Source organism: Nocardioides panacis, from assembly GCF_019039255.1.
In the GTDB taxonomy this organism is placed as follows: domain Bacteria; phylum Actinomycetota; class Actinomycetes; order Propionibacteriales; family Nocardioidaceae; genus Nocardioides_B; species Nocardioides_B panacis.
Genome location: NZ_CP077062.1, coordinates 4,286,490 through 4,304,888 on the forward strand (window position 1 = coordinate 4,286,490; position 18,399 = coordinate 4,304,888).

The 18,399-nt window shown below is 72.9% G+C and carries 18 protein-coding genes; 11 read left to right on the top strand and 7 right to left on the bottom strand.

Annotated features, from left to right (window positions below):
- The first annotated feature begins 16 nt into the window (after positions 1-16).
- From KRR39_RS20990 to KRR39_RS21000, 3 genes are all read left to right on the top strand, one after another.
- Positions 17-2,218 carry a 3-hydroxyacyl-CoA dehydrogenase NAD-binding domain-containing protein gene (locus KRR39_RS20990; protein ID WP_216939342.1) on the top strand — a complete coding sequence of 734 codons (2,202 nt, stop codon included), beginning with the start codon at positions 17-19 and terminating at the stop codon, positions 2,216-2,218.
- Positions 2,219-2,287: 69 nt separating this feature from the next.
- On the top strand, positions 2,288-3,034 hold the full coding sequence (locus tag KRR39_RS20995) for an ABC transporter ATP-binding protein (protein WP_254185311.1): 747 nt from the start codon (positions 2,288-2,290) through the stop codon (positions 3,032-3,034).
- Positions 3,009-4,613: a hypothetical protein gene (locus tag KRR39_RS21000; protein ID WP_216939343.1), complete on the top strand. Its 1,605-nt coding sequence runs from the start codon at positions 3,009-3,011 to the stop codon at positions 4,611-4,613. The genes KRR39_RS20995 and KRR39_RS21000 overlap by 26 nt, the downstream gene beginning before the upstream one ends.
- 79 nt (positions 4,614-4,692) lie before the next feature.
- Here the strand turns inward: KRR39_RS21000 and KRR39_RS21005 are convergent, their stop codons facing one another.
- Both KRR39_RS21005 and KRR39_RS21010 read right to left on the bottom strand, forming a co-directional pair.
- Positions 4,693-5,223, bottom strand: a complete 531-nt coding sequence (locus KRR39_RS21005) for a hypothetical protein (RefSeq protein ID WP_216939344.1) — start codon at positions 5,221-5,223, stop codon at positions 4,693-4,695.
- A 56-nt stretch (positions 5,224-5,279) separates the two neighbouring features.
- Positions 5,280-5,864: a TetR/AcrR family transcriptional regulator gene (locus KRR39_RS21010; RefSeq protein ID WP_254185312.1), complete on the bottom strand. Its 585-nt coding sequence runs from the start codon at positions 5,862-5,864 to the stop codon at positions 5,280-5,282.
- A 40-nt stretch (positions 5,865-5,904) separates the two neighbouring features.
- Here KRR39_RS21010 and KRR39_RS21015 point away from each other — a divergent pair, with 40 nt between their 5' ends.
- The 7 genes from KRR39_RS21015 to KRR39_RS21045 all read left to right on the top strand — a co-directional run bounded on the left by KRR39_RS21015 (position 5,905) and on the right by KRR39_RS21045 (position 12,789).
- On the top strand, positions 5,905-7,158 hold the full coding sequence (locus KRR39_RS21015) for an acyl-CoA dehydrogenase family protein (protein ID WP_216939346.1): 1,254 nt from the start codon (positions 5,905-5,907) through the stop codon (positions 7,156-7,158).
- On the top strand, positions 7,155-7,961 hold the full coding sequence (locus KRR39_RS21020) for an SDR family NAD(P)-dependent oxidoreductase (RefSeq protein ID WP_216939347.1): 807 nt from the start codon (positions 7,155-7,157) through the stop codon (positions 7,959-7,961). Before KRR39_RS21015 ends, KRR39_RS21020 begins: the two co-directional genes overlap by 4 nt.
- Positions 7,958-9,025, top strand: coding sequence for a phosphotransferase family protein (locus tag KRR39_RS21025; protein WP_216939348.1), 1,068 nt, complete (start codon positions 7,958-7,960; stop codon positions 9,023-9,025). Before KRR39_RS21020 ends, KRR39_RS21025 begins: the two co-directional genes overlap by 4 nt.
- Positions 9,022-9,684 (top strand): histidine phosphatase family protein, encoded by a 663-nt coding sequence (locus KRR39_RS21030; protein WP_216939349.1) that lies wholly within the window; start codon positions 9,022-9,024, stop codon positions 9,682-9,684. Before KRR39_RS21025 ends, KRR39_RS21030 begins: the two co-directional genes overlap by 4 nt.
- Positions 9,685-9,691: 7 nt before the next feature.
- A complete protein-coding gene (locus tag KRR39_RS21035; RefSeq protein ID WP_216939350.1) occupies positions 9,692-10,438 on the top strand; it encodes an SDR family oxidoreductase in 747 nt (248 codons plus the stop codon).
- Between the two features lie 135 nt (positions 10,439-10,573).
- On the top strand, positions 10,574-12,211 hold the full coding sequence (locus KRR39_RS21040) for an ABC-F family ATP-binding cassette domain-containing protein (protein WP_216939351.1): 1,638 nt from the start codon (positions 10,574-10,576) through the stop codon (positions 12,209-12,211).
- 203 nt (positions 12,212-12,414) lie between these two features.
- Positions 12,415-12,789 carry a VOC family protein gene (locus KRR39_RS21045; protein WP_216939352.1) on the top strand — a complete coding sequence of 125 codons (375 nt, stop codon included), beginning with the start codon at positions 12,415-12,417 and terminating at the stop codon, positions 12,787-12,789.
- A gap of 98 nt (positions 12,790-12,887) precedes the next feature.
- Here the strand turns inward: KRR39_RS21045 and KRR39_RS21050 are convergent, their stop codons facing one another.
- Complete coding sequence (locus KRR39_RS21050) at positions 12,888-13,481, bottom strand: acetoacetate decarboxylase family protein (protein ID WP_216939353.1); 594 nt, start codon at positions 13,479-13,481, stop codon at positions 12,888-12,890.
- Between the two features lie 132 nt (positions 13,482-13,613).
- Here KRR39_RS21050 and KRR39_RS21055 point away from each other — a divergent pair, with 132 nt between their 5' ends.
- On the top strand, positions 13,614-14,999 hold the full coding sequence (locus KRR39_RS21055; RefSeq protein WP_216939354.1) for a flavin-containing monooxygenase: 1,386 nt from the start codon (positions 13,614-13,616) through the stop codon (positions 14,997-14,999).
- A gap of 25 nt (positions 15,000-15,024) precedes the next feature.
- Here the strand turns inward: KRR39_RS21055 and KRR39_RS21060 are convergent, their stop codons facing one another.
- The 4 genes from KRR39_RS21060 to KRR39_RS21075 all read right to left on the bottom strand — a co-directional run bounded on the left by KRR39_RS21060 (position 15,025) and on the right by KRR39_RS21075 (position 18,348).
- A complete protein-coding gene (locus tag KRR39_RS21060; RefSeq protein WP_216939355.1) occupies positions 15,025-16,089 on the bottom strand; it encodes a LacI family DNA-binding transcriptional regulator in 1,065 nt (354 codons plus the stop codon).
- 64 nt (positions 16,090-16,153) lie between these two features.
- Positions 16,154-16,348 (bottom strand): hypothetical protein, encoded by a 195-nt coding sequence (locus tag KRR39_RS21065; RefSeq protein WP_216939356.1) that lies wholly within the window; start codon positions 16,346-16,348, stop codon positions 16,154-16,156.
- Positions 16,349-16,444: 96 nt separating this feature from the next.
- A complete protein-coding gene (locus tag KRR39_RS21070; RefSeq protein WP_216939357.1) occupies positions 16,445-17,842 on the bottom strand; it encodes an MFS transporter in 1,398 nt (465 codons plus the stop codon).
- A gap of 11 nt (positions 17,843-17,853) precedes the next feature.
- Positions 17,854-18,348: a GNAT family N-acetyltransferase gene (locus tag KRR39_RS21075; RefSeq protein WP_216939358.1), complete on the bottom strand. Its 495-nt coding sequence runs from the start codon at positions 18,346-18,348 to the stop codon at positions 17,854-17,856.
- Positions 18,349-18,399: the final 51 nt, after the last annotated feature.

The window sequence follows — 18,399 nt, forward strand, 5'->3', positions numbered from 1 at the left end:
TTCAGCAGAGGAACCCATGACCGACACGAGCACGCAGACCGCCGTCCGCTACGAGCAGGACGCCGACGGCATCGTCACGCTGACCCTGGACGACCCGACGGCCGGCGCGAACACGATGAACGAGCTCTACCGCGACTCGATGAGGGCCGCGGTGGACCGGCTGGTGGCCGAGAAGGAGTCGGTCACCGGCGTCGTGGTGACCAGCGGCAAGAAGACGTTCTTCGCCGGCGGCAACCTCAAGAAGATGATCGAGGCGACCCCGGACGACGCCCCCGCGCTGTTCGCCGAGATCGAGGGCATGAAGGCCGACCTGCGCCGCCTGGAGACCCTGGGCCGTCCGGTCGTGGCCGCGGTCAACGGTGCCGCGCTCGGCGGCGGCCTGGAGATCGCGCTCGCCTGCCACCACCGGATCGCCTACGACGACCCGCGCACCGAGCTGGGCCTGCCCGAGGTCACCCTCGGCCTGCTGCCCGGCGGTGGCGGCGTCACCCGGGTCGTGCGGATGCTCGGCCTCACCGACGGCCTGATGGGCGTGCTGCTCACCGGCACCCGGTTCAAGCCGGCGCAGGCCCTCGAGAAGGGACTCGTGGACGAGCTCGTCACCGACCGCGACGCGCTCGTCCCGGCCGCGAAGGCCTGGGTGCTGGCGCACCGCGACGACGACGAGGCTGCCGTACAGGTGTGGGACCGGGCGGGCTACCGGATGCCCGGCGGCACGCCGTCGACCCCCAAGCTGGCGGCCTTCCTGCCGGCGTTCCCGGCCAACCTGCGCAAGCAGACCAAGGGCGCGAACTACCCGGCCCCGCGGGCGATCCTGTCCGCCGCGGTCGAGGGCGCGCAGGTCGACTTCGAGACCGCGAGCCGGATCGAGTCGCGCTACCTCACCCGGCTGCTGGTCGGGCAGAACGCCAAGAACATGATCCAGGCGTTCTTCTTCGACCTGCAGGCGATCAGCTCCGGGTCGCTGCGCCCCGAGGGCGTCGAGAAGTTCACCGCGACCCGGCTCGGCGTGCTCGGCGCCGGGATGATGGGCGCCGGCATCGCCTACTCCGCGGCCCGCTCCGGCATCGAGGTGGTGCTCAAGGACGTCAGCCTCGAGGCCGCCGAGAAGGGCAAGGCCTACTCCGCGACGATCCTGGACAAGGCGATCGGCCGCGGGCGGATGACGCCGGAGAAGAAGGCCGAGATCCTCGACCGGATCACCCCGACCGCCGACCCGGCCGACCTGGCCGGCTGCGACTGCGTGATCGAGGCGGTCTTCGAGGACCCGGCCCTGAAGGCCCGCGTGTACGGCGAGGTGCAGCACGTCGTGAACCCCGACGCGCTGCTCGCCTCGAACACCTCGACGCTGCCGATCACCGAGCTCTCCGCGGCCGTCGACCGGCCCGAGGACTTCGTCGGCATGCACTTCTTCTCGCCGGTCGACAAGATGCCGCTGGTGGAGATCATCCGCGGCGCGAAGACCTCGGACGCGACCATCGCCCGCGCCATCGACGTCGTGCAGCAGATCAAGAAGACCCCGATCGTGGTCAACGACAGCCGCGGGTTCTACACCTCGCGGGTCTACGGCACGTTGCTCACCGAGGCCGCGGCGCTGCTCGACGAGGGCGTCGACCCGCAGACCATCGAGCGGGCCGCGACGATGGCCGGCTTCCCGGCGCCGCCGCTGGCGATGCTCGACGAGGTGTCCCTGACGCTGACCCGGAGCATCCGCAAGGCCACCCTCGAGGCCGCCGCCCGGGACGGCGTCGCGCTGCCCGAGCAGCCCGGCACCGCGACGATCGACCGGATGGTCGACGAGTTCGGGCGCCGCGGCAAGGCCGCCGGGGCCGGGTTCTACGACTACCCCGAGGGTGCGAAGAAGAAGCTCTGGCCCGGGCTGCGCGAGCACTTCACCCGCGGGGACGTCCAGGTCCCGCTGGTCGACCTGCAGGAGCGGTACCTGTTCCGGATGGCGCTGGAGACCGTCTCCTGCTTCGCCGAGGGCGTCATCGACTCGGCCGCCGCGGCGAACATCGGGTCGATCATGGGCATCGGCTTCCCGCCGCTGTACGGCGGCGCCGTGCAGTACATGCAGGGCTACGAGGGCCCCGCCGGCACCGGGCTGACCGGGTTCGTGGCCCGGGCCCGTGAGCTCGCGGCCACCTACGGCGAGCGGTTCGCCCCTCCGTCGTACGTCGTGGACCTGGCGGAGCGGGGCGGCTCCTTCCCCGCCTGATCGGCGAGACGGGGGAGCAGTTTGCGCACATCGCACGCACGACCGGCCGATGCGGGGAACAATGGGCCGGTGACTGCCGCACCAGCCGACGACGTGGTCGTCCCCGCCGCGGGACCCGTCGTCGACATCGAGTCGCTGTGGGTCCGGTTCGGATCGGTGGACGCGGTGCGGGGCATCGACCTGCAGGTCCCGGCGGGCACCGCCACCGCGCTGCTCGGCCGCAACGGCGCCGGCAAGTCCACCACCATGCGGGTGCTGGCCGGCGTGATCCCGCCGACCGAGGGCCGGGTGCACGTCGCGGGCCTGGACATCCGCACCGACTCGCTGGCGGTCAAGCGGATCACCGGCTACTGCCCCGACGTCGGCGGGCTGGTGCCGCGCGCGACCCCGTGGGAGCACCTGCAGCTCGCCGCCCGGCTCCGCCGGATGCCGGACGGCTGGGAGGACCGGGCCCGCGACCTGCTCGAGCGGTTCGACCTCGGCGGCGTGGCGCACCGGGTCACCGGCGGCTTCAGCCACGGCATGGGCCGGCGGATGTCGGTCATCCTCGCCGCGTTCCACCAGCCCCGCGTCGTGCTCCTCGACGAGCCGTTCGACGGTGTCGACCCGCTCGGGGTCGAGGCGACCATGGAGGTCATCGCGGACGCCCGCGCCCACGGCAGCGCCGTGCTGGTCTCCACCCACCTGCGCGAGCTCGCCGTCGAGGCCTGCCAGCACACGATCGTCCTGCGCGGCGGCGCGGCCGTGGCGGAGATGAGCGCCGCGGAGATCGGCGGGGAGGACGGTGCGGGTGTCTACCGCGCGCTCCTCGACTAGGCCGCGCGACTCCCGCAGCCCGCGCCGGCTGGACTGGAAGCCCCGCAGCATCCGGCTCGGCTCGGCGACCCAGGAGGCCGTCCGGGCCACCCGCGACGTCCGGCACCTGCTGAGGTTCCGGCTCGCCGGGCTGCGCGGCCGCTCGCGCCGCGCGGTGCCGGTCACCCTCGCCGTGCTGGTCCTCCTCACCGTGCTCGCCGCGACGCTGCCGGCGTTCCTGCCGGAGCTGACCGTCAGCCGCCAGGACATGCTGCTCCTGCTGCCCACCTCCTACGTCAGCGTGCTGGTGATCTCCCTGGTCTCGGCGGCGTCCACCGGCGGCGGCCGCGAGCTGCTGCCGCGCCACCAGGCCGTCGCGTTCCCGGTCAGCCCGACCACCGACCACCTCGGCGCGCTGCTGATGGCGCCGCTGAACATCGCCTGGCTGCTGCAGTGCTGGACGCTGCTCGCCGCGACGTCGTACGCCGTGGGCGCCCGCCCGCTGCTGCCGGTCGCGATGGCGCCGGTGTTCCTCTGGCTGGTCACCGGCACCGTGATGGCGCAGTGCCTGGCCTGGGTCGTGGAGTGGCTGCGCCGCGGGCCGAGCGGCTCCTACGTCGTCCGGGGCACGGCGGTCGCGATCGGCGGCCTGGTCGCGCTCCTCGTGGTCACCGGCCGGCTCACGCCCATGCTGGACAACAGCCCGACGCTGCGGGTGGTGCTCGCGGTCCTCGCCGGCGCCCAGGGCGACTGGCTGCCCTGGCTGGCGATGATGAACTGGCTGCTGGGCATCGCGATCGTCTCGGTGGTGGTCGGCGCCTGGATGGCCGACCGGGTGTCCCGCCGCTCCGCGAACGACGAGCTGCGCGTCGAGTCCTCCCGGCACAAGGCCCGCCCGAACCCGGGCTCCGACTTCGTCGCGCTGCTGCGCACCGACCGGGCGGGCATCTGGCGCTCGCTGCCGATGCGCCGCGGCATGGTCGTGCTCGCGCTGTTCCCGGGCCTGATCGCGCTCGGCGGTGACTTCGACTGGGCCAAGGTGGCGATCTTCCCCGGCCTGGTCGCCTCCGGCGGCGTGCTGCTGTTCGGCGTCAACTCCTGGTGCCTGGACGGGCACGGCGCGCTGTGGCGCGACAGCCTGCCGGTCTCCCCGCGGCTGGCGTTCGCCTCCCGGGTCGCCGTGCTCATGGAGATCCTGCTGGTCGCCACGCTCGCCACCCTGCTGCTGGCCTCGCTGCGGGCCGGCCTCCCGGACGTCTCCGAGCTGGTCGCGATCGTCTGCGGCACCGTCGTGGTCACCCTGCAGGTGGTCGCGACCGCGCTGCGCTGGTCGGTGCGCAGCCCCTACGCCGTGGACCTGCGCAGCTCGCGCGCGACCCCGGCGCCGCCGCTGGTGATGGTCGGCTACTCCTCGCGGCTCGCGCTGAGCACCACGCTCACCGGCCTGCTGTTCAGCGTCACCACCCGGGCGCCCTGGACCTGGTCGGTGCTGCTCGCGCTGCCGTTCCTGCTCTGGTCCGCGGTCAAGCTCCACCGCACCTCCCACCGGTGGGCCGACCCGGAGGTCCGGTCCCGGGTGATCGCCACCGTCGCCAGCTAGCCCCGCCCGCGCAGCGGCGTCCGCACGAGCACGTCTCGGCCGGCGTCGGCCAGCAGGTTGGCGGCAACCCGGAGGCCGGTCAGCCGGCGTTCGGCTGCGCGCACTTCATCATCGGCTCGACGAGGTCCTTGCGGGCGGCGGCCTCGTCGCCGGTGAACACGTGCGTGAACATGGCGCGCAGCGAGGTCTCGTTGAGGGTCTTCTTGACGCAGTCCTGCATCGCGGCCGGGACCTGGCCGCTGCTGGTCATCGCCTTGTTCATCATGCCGGGGACGTCGGTGCAGCCGAAGAGCACGTCGGTGGCCTTCTTGGCGTCGCCGGCGGACATCTTCACCGAGGTGACGTCCTTGCTCGCCTTGTTGTCGGAGGTGAGCATCTTGTACTTCTTCAGCTGGTCGGTGCCGATCTTGTCGACGAGGCCGTTGCCGATGCAGTCGGCCTCCTTCTGCTTGAGGGACAGCAGCGAGGAGGCGTTGTCGCTCGAGGACTTCTGCGACTTCATGATCGAGGCGGACAGCGCCTTGGAGGCGTCGGCGTCGTCGTTGCTCCCGCAGGAGGAGAGCGTGAGGGTCAGGGCGGCGGCCGCGACGGCCGCCAGGGTCTTCTTCATGGTTCCCCGGTTTCTTCATGTGGAGGACAGGGGCTTCTGCCGAGCATAACGACGGGCTAGCGGAGCGCCACCAGCGCGTGCAGCGCCGCCACCCCGTGGTCGACGAGCTCCTCGGCGGTCCGGGTCCGCCGGTCCGCCGGCCGCCCCGACCAGGACAGCGCGCGGTCCTCGACGTACATCCACCAGGCGTGCACCACGTCGGCGTGCTCGGGCCCGAGGTCCAGGCAGGTCAGCACCCGGCGGGTGGCCCGGTCCCAGATGTCGTCGTACACCTCGACCACCGCCACGTCGCCGGCCCCGGTGCCGTGCAGCAGGGAGAGGTAGAACGCGCGCCGCCGGTCGATCTGCTCGGCGAAGAGCCGCACCATCGAGCGCACCTGCTCCGCCGGCGGCAGGTCCGGGTCCGGGGCGGTGTTGCGCAGGATCCGCCGGCCGGCCGCGGCGATGCACTCGCGGTAGAAGTCGGCCTTGGTGGGGAAGTAGTGGAACAGCAGGCTCCGGGAGATGCCCGCCTCGGCGGCGACCTCGTCGACCGAGAGCTCGTGGATCGGCCGGTCGACGAGCTTGGCCAGCCCGATGCCGACGAGCTGGCGGCGCCGGTCGTCGCGGGTCAGCCGGGTCCTGCGGGGCGTGACCGTCACGCTATTGAGCATTGCTCAACAAGGATCTAGGGTCAAGGACATGGACTTCTCACCGTCACCGCGGGCCGCCGACCTCACCGAGCGGGTGCGGACCTTCCTGCAGACCGAGATCGAACCCGTCGAGGCGGACTACCACCGCGAGCTCGCCGCACTGCGCGCGCAGGGCGGCGACGCGGTCTGGCAGCCGCTGCCGCTGATCGCCGAGCTGCAGGGCAAGGCCCGCGCGCAGGGGCTGTGGAACCTGTTCCTGCCCCGCGAGCACGCCGGCGAGTACGCCGCGCGCTACGGCACCGACGGCGGCGAGGGCCTCACCAACACCGACTACGCCCCGATCGCCGAGCTCACCGGCCGCTCGGCGCTGGCGCCGCACGTGTTCAACTGCAACGCGCCGGACACCGGCAACATGGAGGTGCTGCTGAAGTACGGCACCGACGAGCAGCGTGCGCAGTGGCTCGAGCCGCTGCTGCAGGCCGAGATCCGCAGCGCGTTCACGATGACCGAGCCCGACGTGGCCTCCTCCGACGCCACCAACATGGCCGCCACCGCGGTCGTCGAGGGCGACGAGGTGGTGATCAACGGCCGCAAGTGGTGGTCGACCGGCGTGGGCCACCCAGACTGCAAGATCTTCGTGTTCATGGGGCTCACAGACCCCGACGCCGACCGGCACTCCCGGCACACCATGGTGCTGGTGCCCCGCGACACCCTCGGCGTGAAGGTCGAGCGGATGCTGTCGGTGATGGGCATGCACGACGAGCCGCACGGCCACGGGATCGTCTCCTTCAGCGACGTACGCGTCCCGCTCGCCAACGTGCTGCTCGGCCCCGGCCGGGCCTTCGAGATCGCCCAGGGCCGGCTCGGTCCTGGTCGCGTGCACCACTGCATGCGGCTGGTCGGCCTCGCCGAGATGGCCCTCGAGCTCGCCGTACGACGGGCCACCACCCGGACCGCGTTCGGCCGGCCGCTGGTCAAGCTGGGCGGCAACGCCGAGCGGATCGCGGACGCCCGGATCGCGATCGACCAGGCCCGGCTGCTGGTGCTGCACGCCGCCTGGAAGCTCGACACCGAGGGCTCCCGCGGGGCGCTCTCGGCGGTCAGCCAGATCAAGGTCGCGGTGCCGAACATGGCCCAGCAGGTCGTCGACATGGCGATGCAGATGCACGGCGGCGCGGGCTTCGACGAGGAGCTCCCGCTCGCCGCGGCCTGGGTCAGCGCCAGGTCGCTGCGGATGGCCGACGGCCCCGACGAGGTGCACCGCGGCGTGATCGCCAAGCTCGAGACGAAGAAGTACGCATGAGGGTCCTGGTCACCGGCGGAGCCAGCGGCCTCGGGGAAGCCCTGGTGAACCGCTTCGCCGAGAGAGGCGACCAGGTGATCTCGGCGGACCTCGCCCACCCCGACTTGTCAGGCGCTGAGTCGGCTGGGACCGGTTCACCGCCTGACAAGTCGGTGGTGCGGCGGGTCCTCGACGTCACCTCCGACGCGGACTGGGCGTCCGCGGTCGACTTCGTCTCTTCCTCGTGGGGTGGGCTGGACCTGCTCGTGAACAACGCGGGCGTCGCGGGGGGCGGCCGGATCGAGCGGTGCTCGCTCGAGGACTGGCAGTGGATCTTCGACGTCAACCTGTTCGGCGTGGTCCGCGGCACCCGCGCGTTCGTGCCGATGCTCAAGGCCCAGGGCTCCGGCCGGATCGTGAACACCGCCTCGCTCGCCGGCCTGGTGCACCCGCCCGGCATGGGCTCCTACAACGCGGTCAAGGCCGCCGTCGTGGCGTTCAGCGAGACCGCCGCGCACGAGCTCGCGCCGTACGGCGTCGGGGTCACGGCCGTCTGCCCGTCGTACTTCAGGACGAACCTGATGTCCTCGATGCGCGGCGGCGACGCCGACCTCGCGGCGCAGATCACCCGCATGGTCGAGCGGTCCCCGATCACCGCCGACGACATCGCCGCGGCGGTGCTCGAGGGCATCGAGCGCGGCGACGAGCTGATCCTCCCCGACGAGCCGGCCCGGGCGGCGTACGCGCTGAAGCTGTCCGACCGCACGGCGTACGACGAGCAGATGCGCGCCACCGCGGCGCGGGCGAAGGAGCGTGACGCATGACCGACCCCTCAGTGGACGTCCGCGAGGAGGACGCGTTCGACGTCGCCGCGATGACGGCCTGGCTCGCCGAGCACGGGCGCGACGTGCCCGCGGGGACGCCGGAGGTCCGGCAGTTCCCGGGCGGCGCCTCGAACCTCACCTACCTGCTGTCCTACGACGAGCGCGACCTGATCCTGCGCCGGCCGCCGTCGGGCGTGAAGGCCAAGAGCGCGCACGACATGTCCCGCGAGTTCACCATCCAGTCCAAGCTGGCGCCGGTGTTCGGGCTGGTGCCCGGGATGGTGGCGTTCTGCGACGACCCGGACGTGATCGGCTCGGACTTCTACGTCATGGAGCGGCTCGCCGGCACGATCCTGCGCCGCGACCTGCCCGACGGGCTGGCGCTGTCGGAGGACCAGGCCCGCACGCTCTGCACGAACTTCCTCGACGTGCTCGTCGACCTGCACCAGGTCGACCCGTCGCAGGCCGGGCTCGACGACCTCGGCCGGGGCGCCGGGTACGTCGCGCGGCAGGTCGGCGGCTGGTCGGACCGCTTCCGCAAGTCCCGCACCGACAACGTCGGCGACTACGAGCGGGTGATGGGCTGGCTCGACGAGCAGCAGCCCGACGACGTGGCGACGACCGTGATCCACAACGACTTCCGGCTCGACAACGTGGTGCTCGACGCGGACGACCCGCTCCGGGTGATCGGCGTCCTGGACTGGGAGATGGCCACCCTCGGCGACCCGCTGATGGACCTCTCCGGCGCGCTGGCCTACTGGATCCAGGCCGACGACGACGAGGACTTCCGCGCGGCCCGCCGGCAGCCCTCGGACCTGCCGGGGATGCTGACCCGCGCCGAGATGGTGGACTACTACACCTCCCGGATGGGCCTCTCGGTGACGCCCGAGCAGTGGCGGTTCTACGAGGTCTTCGGGCTGTTCCGGCTCGGCGTGATCGCCCAGCAGATCTACTACCGCTACCACCACGGGCAGACCACCAACGAGGCCTACGCCCGGTTCCTGCCGATGACGCAGTACCTCGAGCAGCGCTGCAACCGGCTGATCGACGAGGCCACCGGATGAGTGTGCTGCTGCTGGTCCGGCACGGCCAGGCCTCCTGGGGCGAGGCCGACTACGACCGGCTCTCCGCGGTCGGCGAGGAGCAGGCCCGGGTGCTCGGGGCGGCGCTGGCCGCCCGTGGCGTGCGGCCGGACCTCGTCGTCCGCGGCTCGATGCTGCGGCACCGGCAGACCGCCGACGGCGCGGTGTCCGCGGCCGGCTGGGACGCGACCGTCGGCGAGGACGCCGACTGGGACGAGTTCGACCACATGAGCACGCTGACCGGCTCGGTCGCGTGGTCCGAGGTCGAGGGCGAGACGTACGACGAGCGGGTGCTCCGGTTCGAGGCGACCATCGACCGCTGGGCCTCGGGGGAGCACGACGACGAGTACCGCGAGAGCTTCCCGGCGTTCCAGCAGCGGGTCCACGGCGCCTTCGAGCGGACCGTGGAACGGCTCGAGCCGAAGCAGACCGCGGTGGTCTTCACCTCCGGCGGCCCGGTGTCCTGGGTGGCCGCGACGCTCGCCGAGGGCGGGCTGCCGGCCTGGTCGCGGTTGTCGAAGGTGGTGGTGAACTCGTCGGTGACCAAGGTGCTCAGCGGTCGCCGCGGCACCAACCTGCTGACGTTCAACGACCACAGCCACCTCGAGGGCGGGGCTCCCGGCCTGCTCACCTATCGCTAGGAGCTCCATGACCACCGTCCTGATCACCGGCGCCAGCTCCGGCCTCGGCGAGGAGATGGCCCGCCAGCTCGCCGCCCGCGGCCACGACCTCGCCCTGGCCGCCCGCCGCACCGACCGGCTGGAGCGGCTCCGCGCCGAGCTGGCCGAGCGGCACCCCGGCGTCCGGGTGGAGGTCCGGGCCCTCGACGTGAACGACCACGACCGGGTCTTCGAGGTGTTCCGCGCCTTCCGGGCCGACTTCGGGTCGATCGACCGGGTCGTGGTCAACGCCGGCCTCGGCAAGGGCGCGCCGCTCGGCACCGGGCGGTTCGAGGCCAACAGGGAGACCGCGCTGACGAACTTCGTCGGCGCGCTCGCGCAGACCGAGGCCGCCCTGGAGATCTTCCGCGACCAGCAGGCCGGTCACCTGGTGATGATCTCCTCGATGTCCGCGATGCGGGGGATGCCGAAGGCCGGCACCACCTACGCCGCCACCAAGGCCGGGGTCGCGCACCTCGCCGAGGGCGTGCGCGTCGACGTGCTGGGCACGCCGATCAAGGTGTCGGTGGTCTACCCCGGCTACATCCGCTCGGAGATGAACGAGAGGGTGCGCAACGCCCCGTTCATCGTCTCCACCGAGGTCGGGGTGCGGGCGATGGTCGAGGCGATCGAGAAGCAGAAGCCCTCCGCGCGCGTCCCCGCCTGGCCCTGGGTCCCCCTCGGCTTCGCCCTCAAGCACCTCCCCCTGCCCCTCGCCCGCCGCCTGATGGCCTGAGGAGCTCACCCCGACCCGGGCCTGGGGTCAGGTCGACCCGGGCCTGGGGTCAGGTCGACCCGGGCCTGGGGTCAGGTCGACCCGGGACTGGGGTCAGGTCGACCAGGGACTCGCGCGAGCACCTACGATGACGCCGTGTCTGCCACCCTCGTCGCCAAGGACCTGTCCGGGGGCCACGCGCACCGCACGCTGTTCGAGCACCTCGACCTGACCGTCGCCCCCGGCGACGTGATCGGCGTCCTCGGCGCGAACGGCGCCGGCAAGACCACCCTGCTGCGGCTGCTCGCGGGCGACGTCGCCCCGCTCGACGGGTCGGTGCACGCGGCCCCCCGCGACGCGTTCGTGGGCTGGCTGCCGCAGGAGCACGAGCGGGTCGCCGGCGAGACGGTGGCCGGGTACGTCGCCCGTCGTACCGGAGCGGCGGAGGCCACCGCTGCCATGGAGGCGGCCGCCGAGGACCTGGGCTCGGGAGGGCCGGGCGTCGACGACGAGTACGCCCGGGCCCTGGACCACTGGCTGGCCAGCGGCGCGCCGGACCTCGACGAGCGGATCGCGCCGGTGCTCGCCGACCTCGGTGCGGACGTCGGCCCGGACGCGCTGATGACCTCGCTGTCCGGCGGCCAGGCGGCCCGCGCGGCGCTGGCGGCGCTGCTGCTCAGCCGGTTCGACGTGGTGCTGCTCGACGAGCCCACCAACGACCTGGACCTGGCCGGCCTGGAGCGCCTCGAGTCGTTCGTGCACGGCCTGCGCGGCGGCGTCGTGCTGGTCTCCCACGACCGGGAGTTCCTGGCCCGCTGCGTCAACCGGGTCGTCGAGCTCGACCTCGCGCAGAACCAGGTCGCGGTCTACGACGGCGGGTACGACGCGTTCCTGGCCGAGCGGGCGGTGGCCCGGCGGCACGCCCGGGAGGCCTACGACCAGTTCGCGGCGACCAAGGACGACCTCGTCTCGCGGGCCCGCACGCAGCGCGAGTGGAGCTCCCAGGGCGTCCGCAACGCGATGAAGAAGAGCCCCGACAACGACAAGATCCGCCGCAAGGCGCAGGCCGAGTCCTCGGAGAAGCAGGCCCAGAAGGTCCGGCAGATGGAGTCCCGGATCGCCCGGCTCGACGAGGTCGAGGAGCCCCGCAAGGAGTGGGCGCTGCAGTTCAGCATCGGCTCCGCCCCGCGGTCCAGCTCGGTGGTCGCGACGCTCAACGAGGCGACCCTGCGGCGCGGTGACTTCGCGTTCGGGCCGGCGTCGCTCCAGGTCGACGCCGGTGAGCGGATCGGCATCACCGGCCCGAACGGCGCCGGCAAGACCACGCTGCTCGGGCTGCTGCTGGGCCGGCTGGAGCCGGACGGCGGTACGGCGAGCCTGGGCGCGAGCGTCGCGGTCGGTGAGATCGACCAGGCCCGGTCCGGGTTCGACGAGGACCTGCCCCTCGGGGACGCGTTCGAGGCCGCCGTACCCGAGCTGGCGCCGGCCGACGTCCGGACCCTGCTCGCGAAGTTCGGCCTGAAGAGCGACCAGGTCACCAGCCGGGTCGGCCGGCTCTCGCCGGGAGAGCGGACCCGCGCCGGGCTGGCGCTGCTGCAGGCCCGCGGGGTGAACCTGCTGGTGCTCGACGAGCCCACCAACCACCTCGACCTGCCGGCGATCGAGCAGCTCGAGCAGGCACTGGACTCCTACACGGGCGCGTTGCTGCTGGTCTCCCACGACCGGCGGCTGCTGGACAACGTGCACCTCGACCAGCGCTGGGACGTGGCCGCCGGCCGGGTCACCCTCCGCTGACCTTGGCCCGGGTGCAGGCCGACCCGGGTCCGGGTCCGGGCCGAGCCGGGCCAAGGTGCAGGCCGAGCCGGGCCCGGGTCGAGCGCGCCGGTCGCGACCTCGACCGTGCTGCCCGTCCCTTGACCCGTGCGCGGCGCGGGCGTAAGCCTGTGCACCCGGACCGCGCTGCGGCGGCCGGACGGCGGACTGGTCGGGAGGACCTGATGAGCGGACGCGTGGTGCACTTCGAGATCCCCTTCGAGGACCAGGAGCGGGCGGCGGCGTTCTACGCGGGCACGTTCGGCTGGGACCTGAACCCGTTGCCGGAGATGCGCTACGTGCTGGCGACCACCGGTCCGAGCGACCAGGGTCCGCCGAGCGAGCCGGGCTTCATCAACGGCGGCCTGCTCGAGCGCGGGACGCCGGTCAGCGGCCCGGTGCTGGTCGTCGACGTCGAGGACATCGACGCGACGCTGGCCACGATCGAGCAGTCCGGGGGTACGACGGTCACGGCGAAGCAACCTGTCGGGGAGATGGGCTTCTCGGCCTACTTCACCGACCCCGAGGGCAACCTGATGGGCCTCTGGCAGAACGCCTGAGCGCGGGCGACTCCGCCCAGCTCCGCACGCGCTGTGGACGCTCTGCCGGCGGTGTGCCGTGGGTGGAGCGTCCATAACCCCGCGTTACAAGGAGTGCGTCAGCCGAACCTCAGGCGGACGTCCCTCACGCGCAGGGACAGCGCCGGGTGCCGGCCGTGCAGGAACGCCAGCGGGCCGTGCGCGTCGAACTTCCAGGCGCCGCGGCACGGCAGCCCCCGGCCGCTGCCGCGGAACGGCGTGACCACCGGACCGACCGACGACTCCTGCACGGTGCTCATCGCGAACGGGGTGCGCAGCAGGGCCGCACCGGGCACCGACGTGAACGCCGCGGACGCGATCTGCTGCCCCTCGGCCACCGCGCTGAACGTGGTCCGCGAGGTCGGCCCGAGCCGGCCGTCGCGCAGCGGGAGGTGCGCGAGCTGCTTGGGGAGCGCCCACAGCGCCCGGCCGGCGTCGCGGGAGGTGGGCGAGTCCACCCAGATGTCGGTGACGCTCACCCGGCGGGAGCGGACGCCGTCGACGAGCCGGGCCACCAGCAGCTCGTGGTAGGCCAGCACGCCGCCCTCGCGGTAGTCGACGAACGCGGCGCCGTACACGCCGGGCGGCCGGTCGGGCCGGTCGCTCTCCCGCACGACGAACACCGACAGCCACAGCTCCGCGCGCAGCTGCCATGGCGGGGAAGGGAACGGCATGCCCGCAGCCTAGGCGGCGCGGCCACGGGAGAATTCACGGCGTCGAGAGGTCCCACAGGGCAAGCGGTTCTGGCAGGGTGGGGCGTTAACGCTTCGCCGGGGACGCGGCGGGACGCGGCGGAGGGGAACCCGATGGACAAGCGCGTGTGCGTGATCGGAGCAGGCTCGTCCGGGATCGCAGCGGCGCAGGTGCTGGACGCCCGCGGGATCCCGTTCGACTGCTTCGAGACCGGCAGCGAGGTCGGCGGCAACTGGCGCTACGGCAACGACAACGGGATGTCCTCGGCCTACCGCTCGCTGCACATCAACACCTCGCGGGACCTGATGGAGTACCGCACGTTCCCGATGCCCGAGGACCTGCCGGACTACCCCTCGCACTGGCAGATCGCGGCGTACTTCGACGCGTACGTCGACCACTTCGGCCTCCGCGAGGCGATCTCGTTCCGCACCGAGGTCGTCAAGGTCGAGCCGCGGCCGGCGGGTGGCTTCGACGTGACCCTGCGGGTGCGCGACGTGCACGGTGACGTCAGCGAGCCGGAGGTCCGGCGCTACTCCGACGTCGTGGTCGCCAACGGCCACCACTGGGACCCGCGCTGGCCGGAGCCGTCGTACCCGGGCGCCGAGACGTTCCCGGGTGAGCAGCTGCACGCGCACTACTACCGCACCCCGGACGTCCTCGAGGGCAAGCGGGTGCTGGTGCTCGGCATCGGCAACTCGGCCAGCGACATCGCCGTGGAGTCCTCCCGGGTGGCCGCCGAGACCTACCTCGCGATGCGCCGCGGCGCGCACGTCATCCCGAAGTTCCTGTTCGGGGTGCCCACCGACCACCTCACCAGCTCACCGCTGGCGCGCGGGCCGCTCCCGCTCCAGCAGCTCGGGATGGCGGCGATGCTGCGGCTCGCGCAGGGCCGGGTCACCGACTACGGCCTGCCCCGGCCCGACCACGCGGTGCTGCACGCGCACCCGACGGTCAGCGACGACCTGCTCACCCGGCTCGGGCACGGCGACATCACGGTGCGCCCGAACATCGACCGCTTCGAGGGCAGCAAGGTGTTCTTCGTCGACGGCACCGCCGCCGAGATCGACACGGTGGTCTACTGCACCGGCTACAAGGTGACCTTCCCGTTCCTCGACGAGCGCTTCGTGACCGCTCGCGACAACCACGTCGACCTCTACCGCCGGGTCGTCGACCCCGAGCACCCCGGCCTGTACTTCGTCGGCCTGATCCAGCCGCTCGGCGCGATCATGCCGCTGGCCGAGGCGCAGTCCGAGTGGGTCGCCGACCTCGTGTCCGGCGAGGGCACGCTGCCGTCGTACGACGAGATGCGCCGGCAGATCCGGGTCTACGACGAGCGGCTCGCCAAGCGGTACGTCGCCTCGAAACGGCACACCATCCAGGTCGACTTCCACGCCTACCTCGCCGAGGTCGTGCGCGAGCGGCGTGCGTCGCGGGAGCGGGCCGGCCACGTCGCGCCGAGCCTGCGGTCCCGGGTCGGTCGGCGCCTGCGCCGGTCGTGACGTCGGCACCGTCGCACCGGCCGGTTCAGCGGCGCGGCTTCGCGGTGCTGCCGCGCACGACCAGCTCGGTGGGCAGCAGGACGTGCCGGGCCCGGGCCTTGGTGCCCGCGCGCCGGGCGTCCATGACCCGGCGCAGCTCGGTGGCCGCCGTCCGCCCCTTCTCGGCGATGTCCTGGCGGACGGTGGTCAGCTGCGGGCGCAGCCGCCGGGCGAGCGGGCTGTCGTCGAAGCCGACCAGCGAGAGGTCGCCGGGGATGCTGAGGCCGAGCTCCTCGGCGGCCCGCATCACGCCGCTGGCGATCACGTCGGAGAAGCACAGCACCGCGGTCGGCCGGTCGGGGCGGCCGAGCAGCTCGAGGGCCGCCGCGTGGGCCTCGGTGTCGTCGCTGTTGAGCTGCCGGTGCACGACGGGCGTGATGCCGGCGGGGGTGAGCACGTCGAGGTAGCCGAGCAGCCGCTCGCGGGAGACGTACTTCGACCCCGCGGCGTGGGCGACCGGGTCGGCGACGAAGCCGGGGGCGCCGCCCAGGGCAGCGGTCATCACGCCGACGCGGGTGTGGCCCAGGTCGACGAGGTGCTGCGCGGCCGCCCGGCCGCCGCCGCGGTCGTCGACGTTGATCGAGGTGACGCCCTTGGTCGGCTCCTGGTCGACGAAGACCATCGGCAGGTTGCGCCGGGTGAGCCAGTCGGCGGCGGTCATGTCCGGGTCGCAGGAGTAGACGATCGCGGCGTCCATCGGGACGTCCCGGGCCGGGATCACGTCGTCCACGACCGCCGAGGACAGCAGGGTGATCGCCAGGCCGGTGGGGGCCAGCTCCCCGGCGATCGTGCCGAGGAAGCCGGTGGCGATGTCGTCGTCGAAGGCGTAGCGCAGCGAGGACGTGAGCACGATGCCGATGGCGTTGGTGGTGCCGCGGGCCAGGTTGCGTGCGGCGGGGTCGGGGCCGGCGTACCCGAGCTTCTTGGCGGCGTCGAGGATCGTCTGGCGCATCGAGGCGGAGAGCTGGTCCGGCCGGGAGAAGGCGTTGGACACGGTCATCCGGCTGACGCCGACCTGGTCGGCGATCGTCTGCAAGGTCACTCGAGCCACGCCGCCAGGGTAACCAGTCCCGGCAGCGGCGTGCTCACGAGTGAGCCTCACGCCGAGCGAGGGGTCAGTGGGCCGGGCTGTAGTCGGCCGGCGCGAGCAGGTCGGCGACGCGGTGCAGGACGCCGGAGAGCAGCGACCGGGTGCGCGGGGCGCGGGGGGCGTGCTCCTCGGCCCGGACGACGGTGGCCAGCGGCTCGCCGTAGGTGAACTGGTCGGCGACGGCGTCGCGCGCGACGTCGAGGGTGAGCAGGGCGAACATGGGAACTCCTCGGATGAAAACGGGTGAAACACTTTCTATACCGCTACAGTACGAGGCTGTTCTGTAGCGGTCAAGTGGAGACGCGTGATCCGCGTCTCAGGCGCGCACGGGGGCGGCGTCCCGCAGGCCGACGAAGCTGATCGCCGCGCCGGCGAGCAGCAGCACCGCGCAGATCAGCTGGGCCTGCTGGTAGCCCGCGGCGAACACCGCCGGGTCGCGGTAGTCGGAGCCGGCGATCCCGACCACGGCCGGCAGCGCGCTCACCGCGAGCAGCGAGCCGGTCCGGGCGACCGCGTTGTTGATGCCGCTGGCGATGCCCGCGTAGCGGTCCGGGGCCGCCGCCAGCACGCTGGAGGTCAGCGGCGCGACCAGCAGCACCAGGCCGGAGGAGAACACCAGCACGCCGGGCAGCACCCCGGTGAAGTAGCCGGTGTCCGCGTCGATGCCCCGCAGCACCAGGGTGCCCAGGCCGCACAGCGCCGGTCCCACGGTGAGCGGCAGGCGTGGCCCGATCCGGCTGGCCAGCGCGCCGGAGCGCGAGGAGAGCAGCAGCATCACCAGGGTCAGCGGCACCGTCGCGAGGCCGGCCTTCAGCGGCGACCAGCCGGTGACCACCTGCAGCTGCAGCACCAGGAAGAACAGCATCGAGCCGAGCGCGCCGTAGACCAGCAGGGTGAGCAGGTTCGCCACCGAGAACGTCCGCGACGCGAACAGGTGGATCGGCACCAGCGCGTCGGGGTGCCGGCGCTCGAACACCACGAACAGCACCAGGCAGGCCACGCCGACGACGGCCGCCCCGACGACGTACGCCGTGCGGGCGGAGCCGTGCTCGATCAGCGCGTACGTCGCCCCGCCGAGCCCGACCGCGCCGAGGCCGGCCCCGACCACGTCGAAGCCGCGGGCCGCCTCGGGGTCGCGGGACTCCGGGACGTGCCGCGCGGCGACCAGCAGCACCGCGACAGCAACCGGCACGTTGATCAGGAAGATCCACCGCCAGGAGGCGTTGTCGACGATCCAGCCGCCGAGCAGCGGGCCGATCGCCGCGGCGATGCCGCCGAGCCCGGCCCACTGGCCGATCACCTTGCCGCGGTCGGCGACCCGGAACGAGCCCTGGATCATCGCCAGGCTGCCCGGGGTGAGCAGCGCCGCGCCGACGCCCTGGAGCAGGCGGGCGCCGATCAGCTGGCCGGGCGACTGGGCCACGCCGCACAGGGCCGAGGCCAGGGCGAACCAGGTGACGCCGACCAGGAAGACCCGGCGGCGGCCGAAGTGGTCGCCCAGCGAGCCGCCGACCAGGATCAGCGAGGCGAGCGCGAGCAGGTAGGCGTTGACCACCCACTGCAGCTGGGCGATCGACGCACCGAGGTCCTCGCCGATGCTGCGCAGCGCGATGTTCACCACCGTGCCGTCGAGCATCGCCATCCCGGAGCCGAGCACGGCCGCGGTCAGCACCCAGCGGCCCTGCGGCGAGCCGGCGGCGATCTGGGGGGCCATCCGGACGTCGACTACCGGTCGGACTGCGGGATCAGCCGCGTGTAGCGCATCTCGGTCGGGTGCGGCGGCCATGGTGCGGGGCGGCGCTCGCCCTCGACCGGGCGCCAGCCGAGGTACTCGTAGAGCCGGCGGGCCCGGTGGTTCTCCTCCAGGCACCATAGCTCCGCGATCGTCGTGCCGCGCACGTCCATCGCGTGCAGCACGGTCTCGATCGCGGTGGTCGCCAGCCCGGTCCCCCACTGGTCGGGGTGCACGGCCAGGTGCCGCAGCGAGCGGTCGTCGTAGGCCGCGAACAGGTCGAGGCCGCCGTCCCTGCGGTCACCGGCGTCCCGCACGAGCACCTCGACCCCGGGCTCGTCGAGCACCAGCGCCCAGCGGGCGAGCACGTCGTCCTCGGGGAACGGGAACCGGTCGGGCGGGAACACGTGGCGCAGCCCGACGAGGTTGGCCTCCCGCTCGAGGTCCCGCAGGGCCGACAGGTCGTCCAGGGTCGCCGCACGGAACATGCGCCCATGGTGGCGCACCCGCCTGCCGGCACGCCAGGCGGCGTCCACCAG

Coding starts and splice junctions, on each gene's coding strand:
- KRR39_RS20990 (WP_216939342.1), top strand. CDS start 17: ATGACCGACACGAGCACGCAGACCGCCGTCCGCTACGAGCAGGACGCC.
- KRR39_RS21005 (WP_216939344.1), bottom strand. CDS start 5,223: ATGAAGAAGACCCTGGCGGCCGTCGCGGCCGCCGCCCTGACCCTCACG.
- KRR39_RS21015 (WP_216939346.1), top strand. CDS start 5,905: ATGGACTTCTCACCGTCACCGCGGGCCGCCGACCTCACCGAGCGGGTG.
- KRR39_RS21020 (WP_216939347.1), top strand. CDS start 7,155: ATGAGGGTCCTGGTCACCGGCGGAGCCAGCGGCCTCGGGGAAGCCCTG.
- KRR39_RS21025 (WP_216939348.1), top strand. CDS start 7,958: ATGACCGACCCCTCAGTGGACGTCCGCGAGGAGGACGCGTTCGACGTC.
- KRR39_RS21030 (WP_216939349.1), top strand. CDS start 9,022: ATGAGTGTGCTGCTGCTGGTCCGGCACGGCCAGGCCTCCTGGGGCGAG.
- KRR39_RS21035 (WP_216939350.1), top strand. CDS start 9,692: ATGACCACCGTCCTGATCACCGGCGCCAGCTCCGGCCTCGGCGAGGAG.
- KRR39_RS21045 (WP_216939352.1), top strand. CDS start 12,415: ATGAGCGGACGCGTGGTGCACTTCGAGATCCCCTTCGAGGACCAGGAG.
- KRR39_RS21050 (WP_216939353.1), bottom strand. CDS start 13,481: ATGCCGTTCCCTTCCCCGCCATGGCAGCTGCGCGCGGAGCTGTGGCTG.
- KRR39_RS21055 (WP_216939354.1), top strand. CDS start 13,614: ATGGACAAGCGCGTGTGCGTGATCGGAGCAGGCTCGTCCGGGATCGCA.
- KRR39_RS21065 (WP_216939356.1), bottom strand. CDS start 16,348: ATGTTCGCCCTGCTCACCCTCGACGTCGCGCGCGACGCCGTCGCCGAC.
- KRR39_RS21070 (WP_216939357.1), bottom strand. CDS start 17,842: ATGGCCCCCCAGATCGCCGCCGGCTCGCCGCAGGGCCGCTGGGTGCTG.
- KRR39_RS21075 (WP_216939358.1), bottom strand. CDS start 18,348: ATGTTCCGTGCGGCGACCCTGGACGACCTGTCGGCCCTGCGGGACCTC.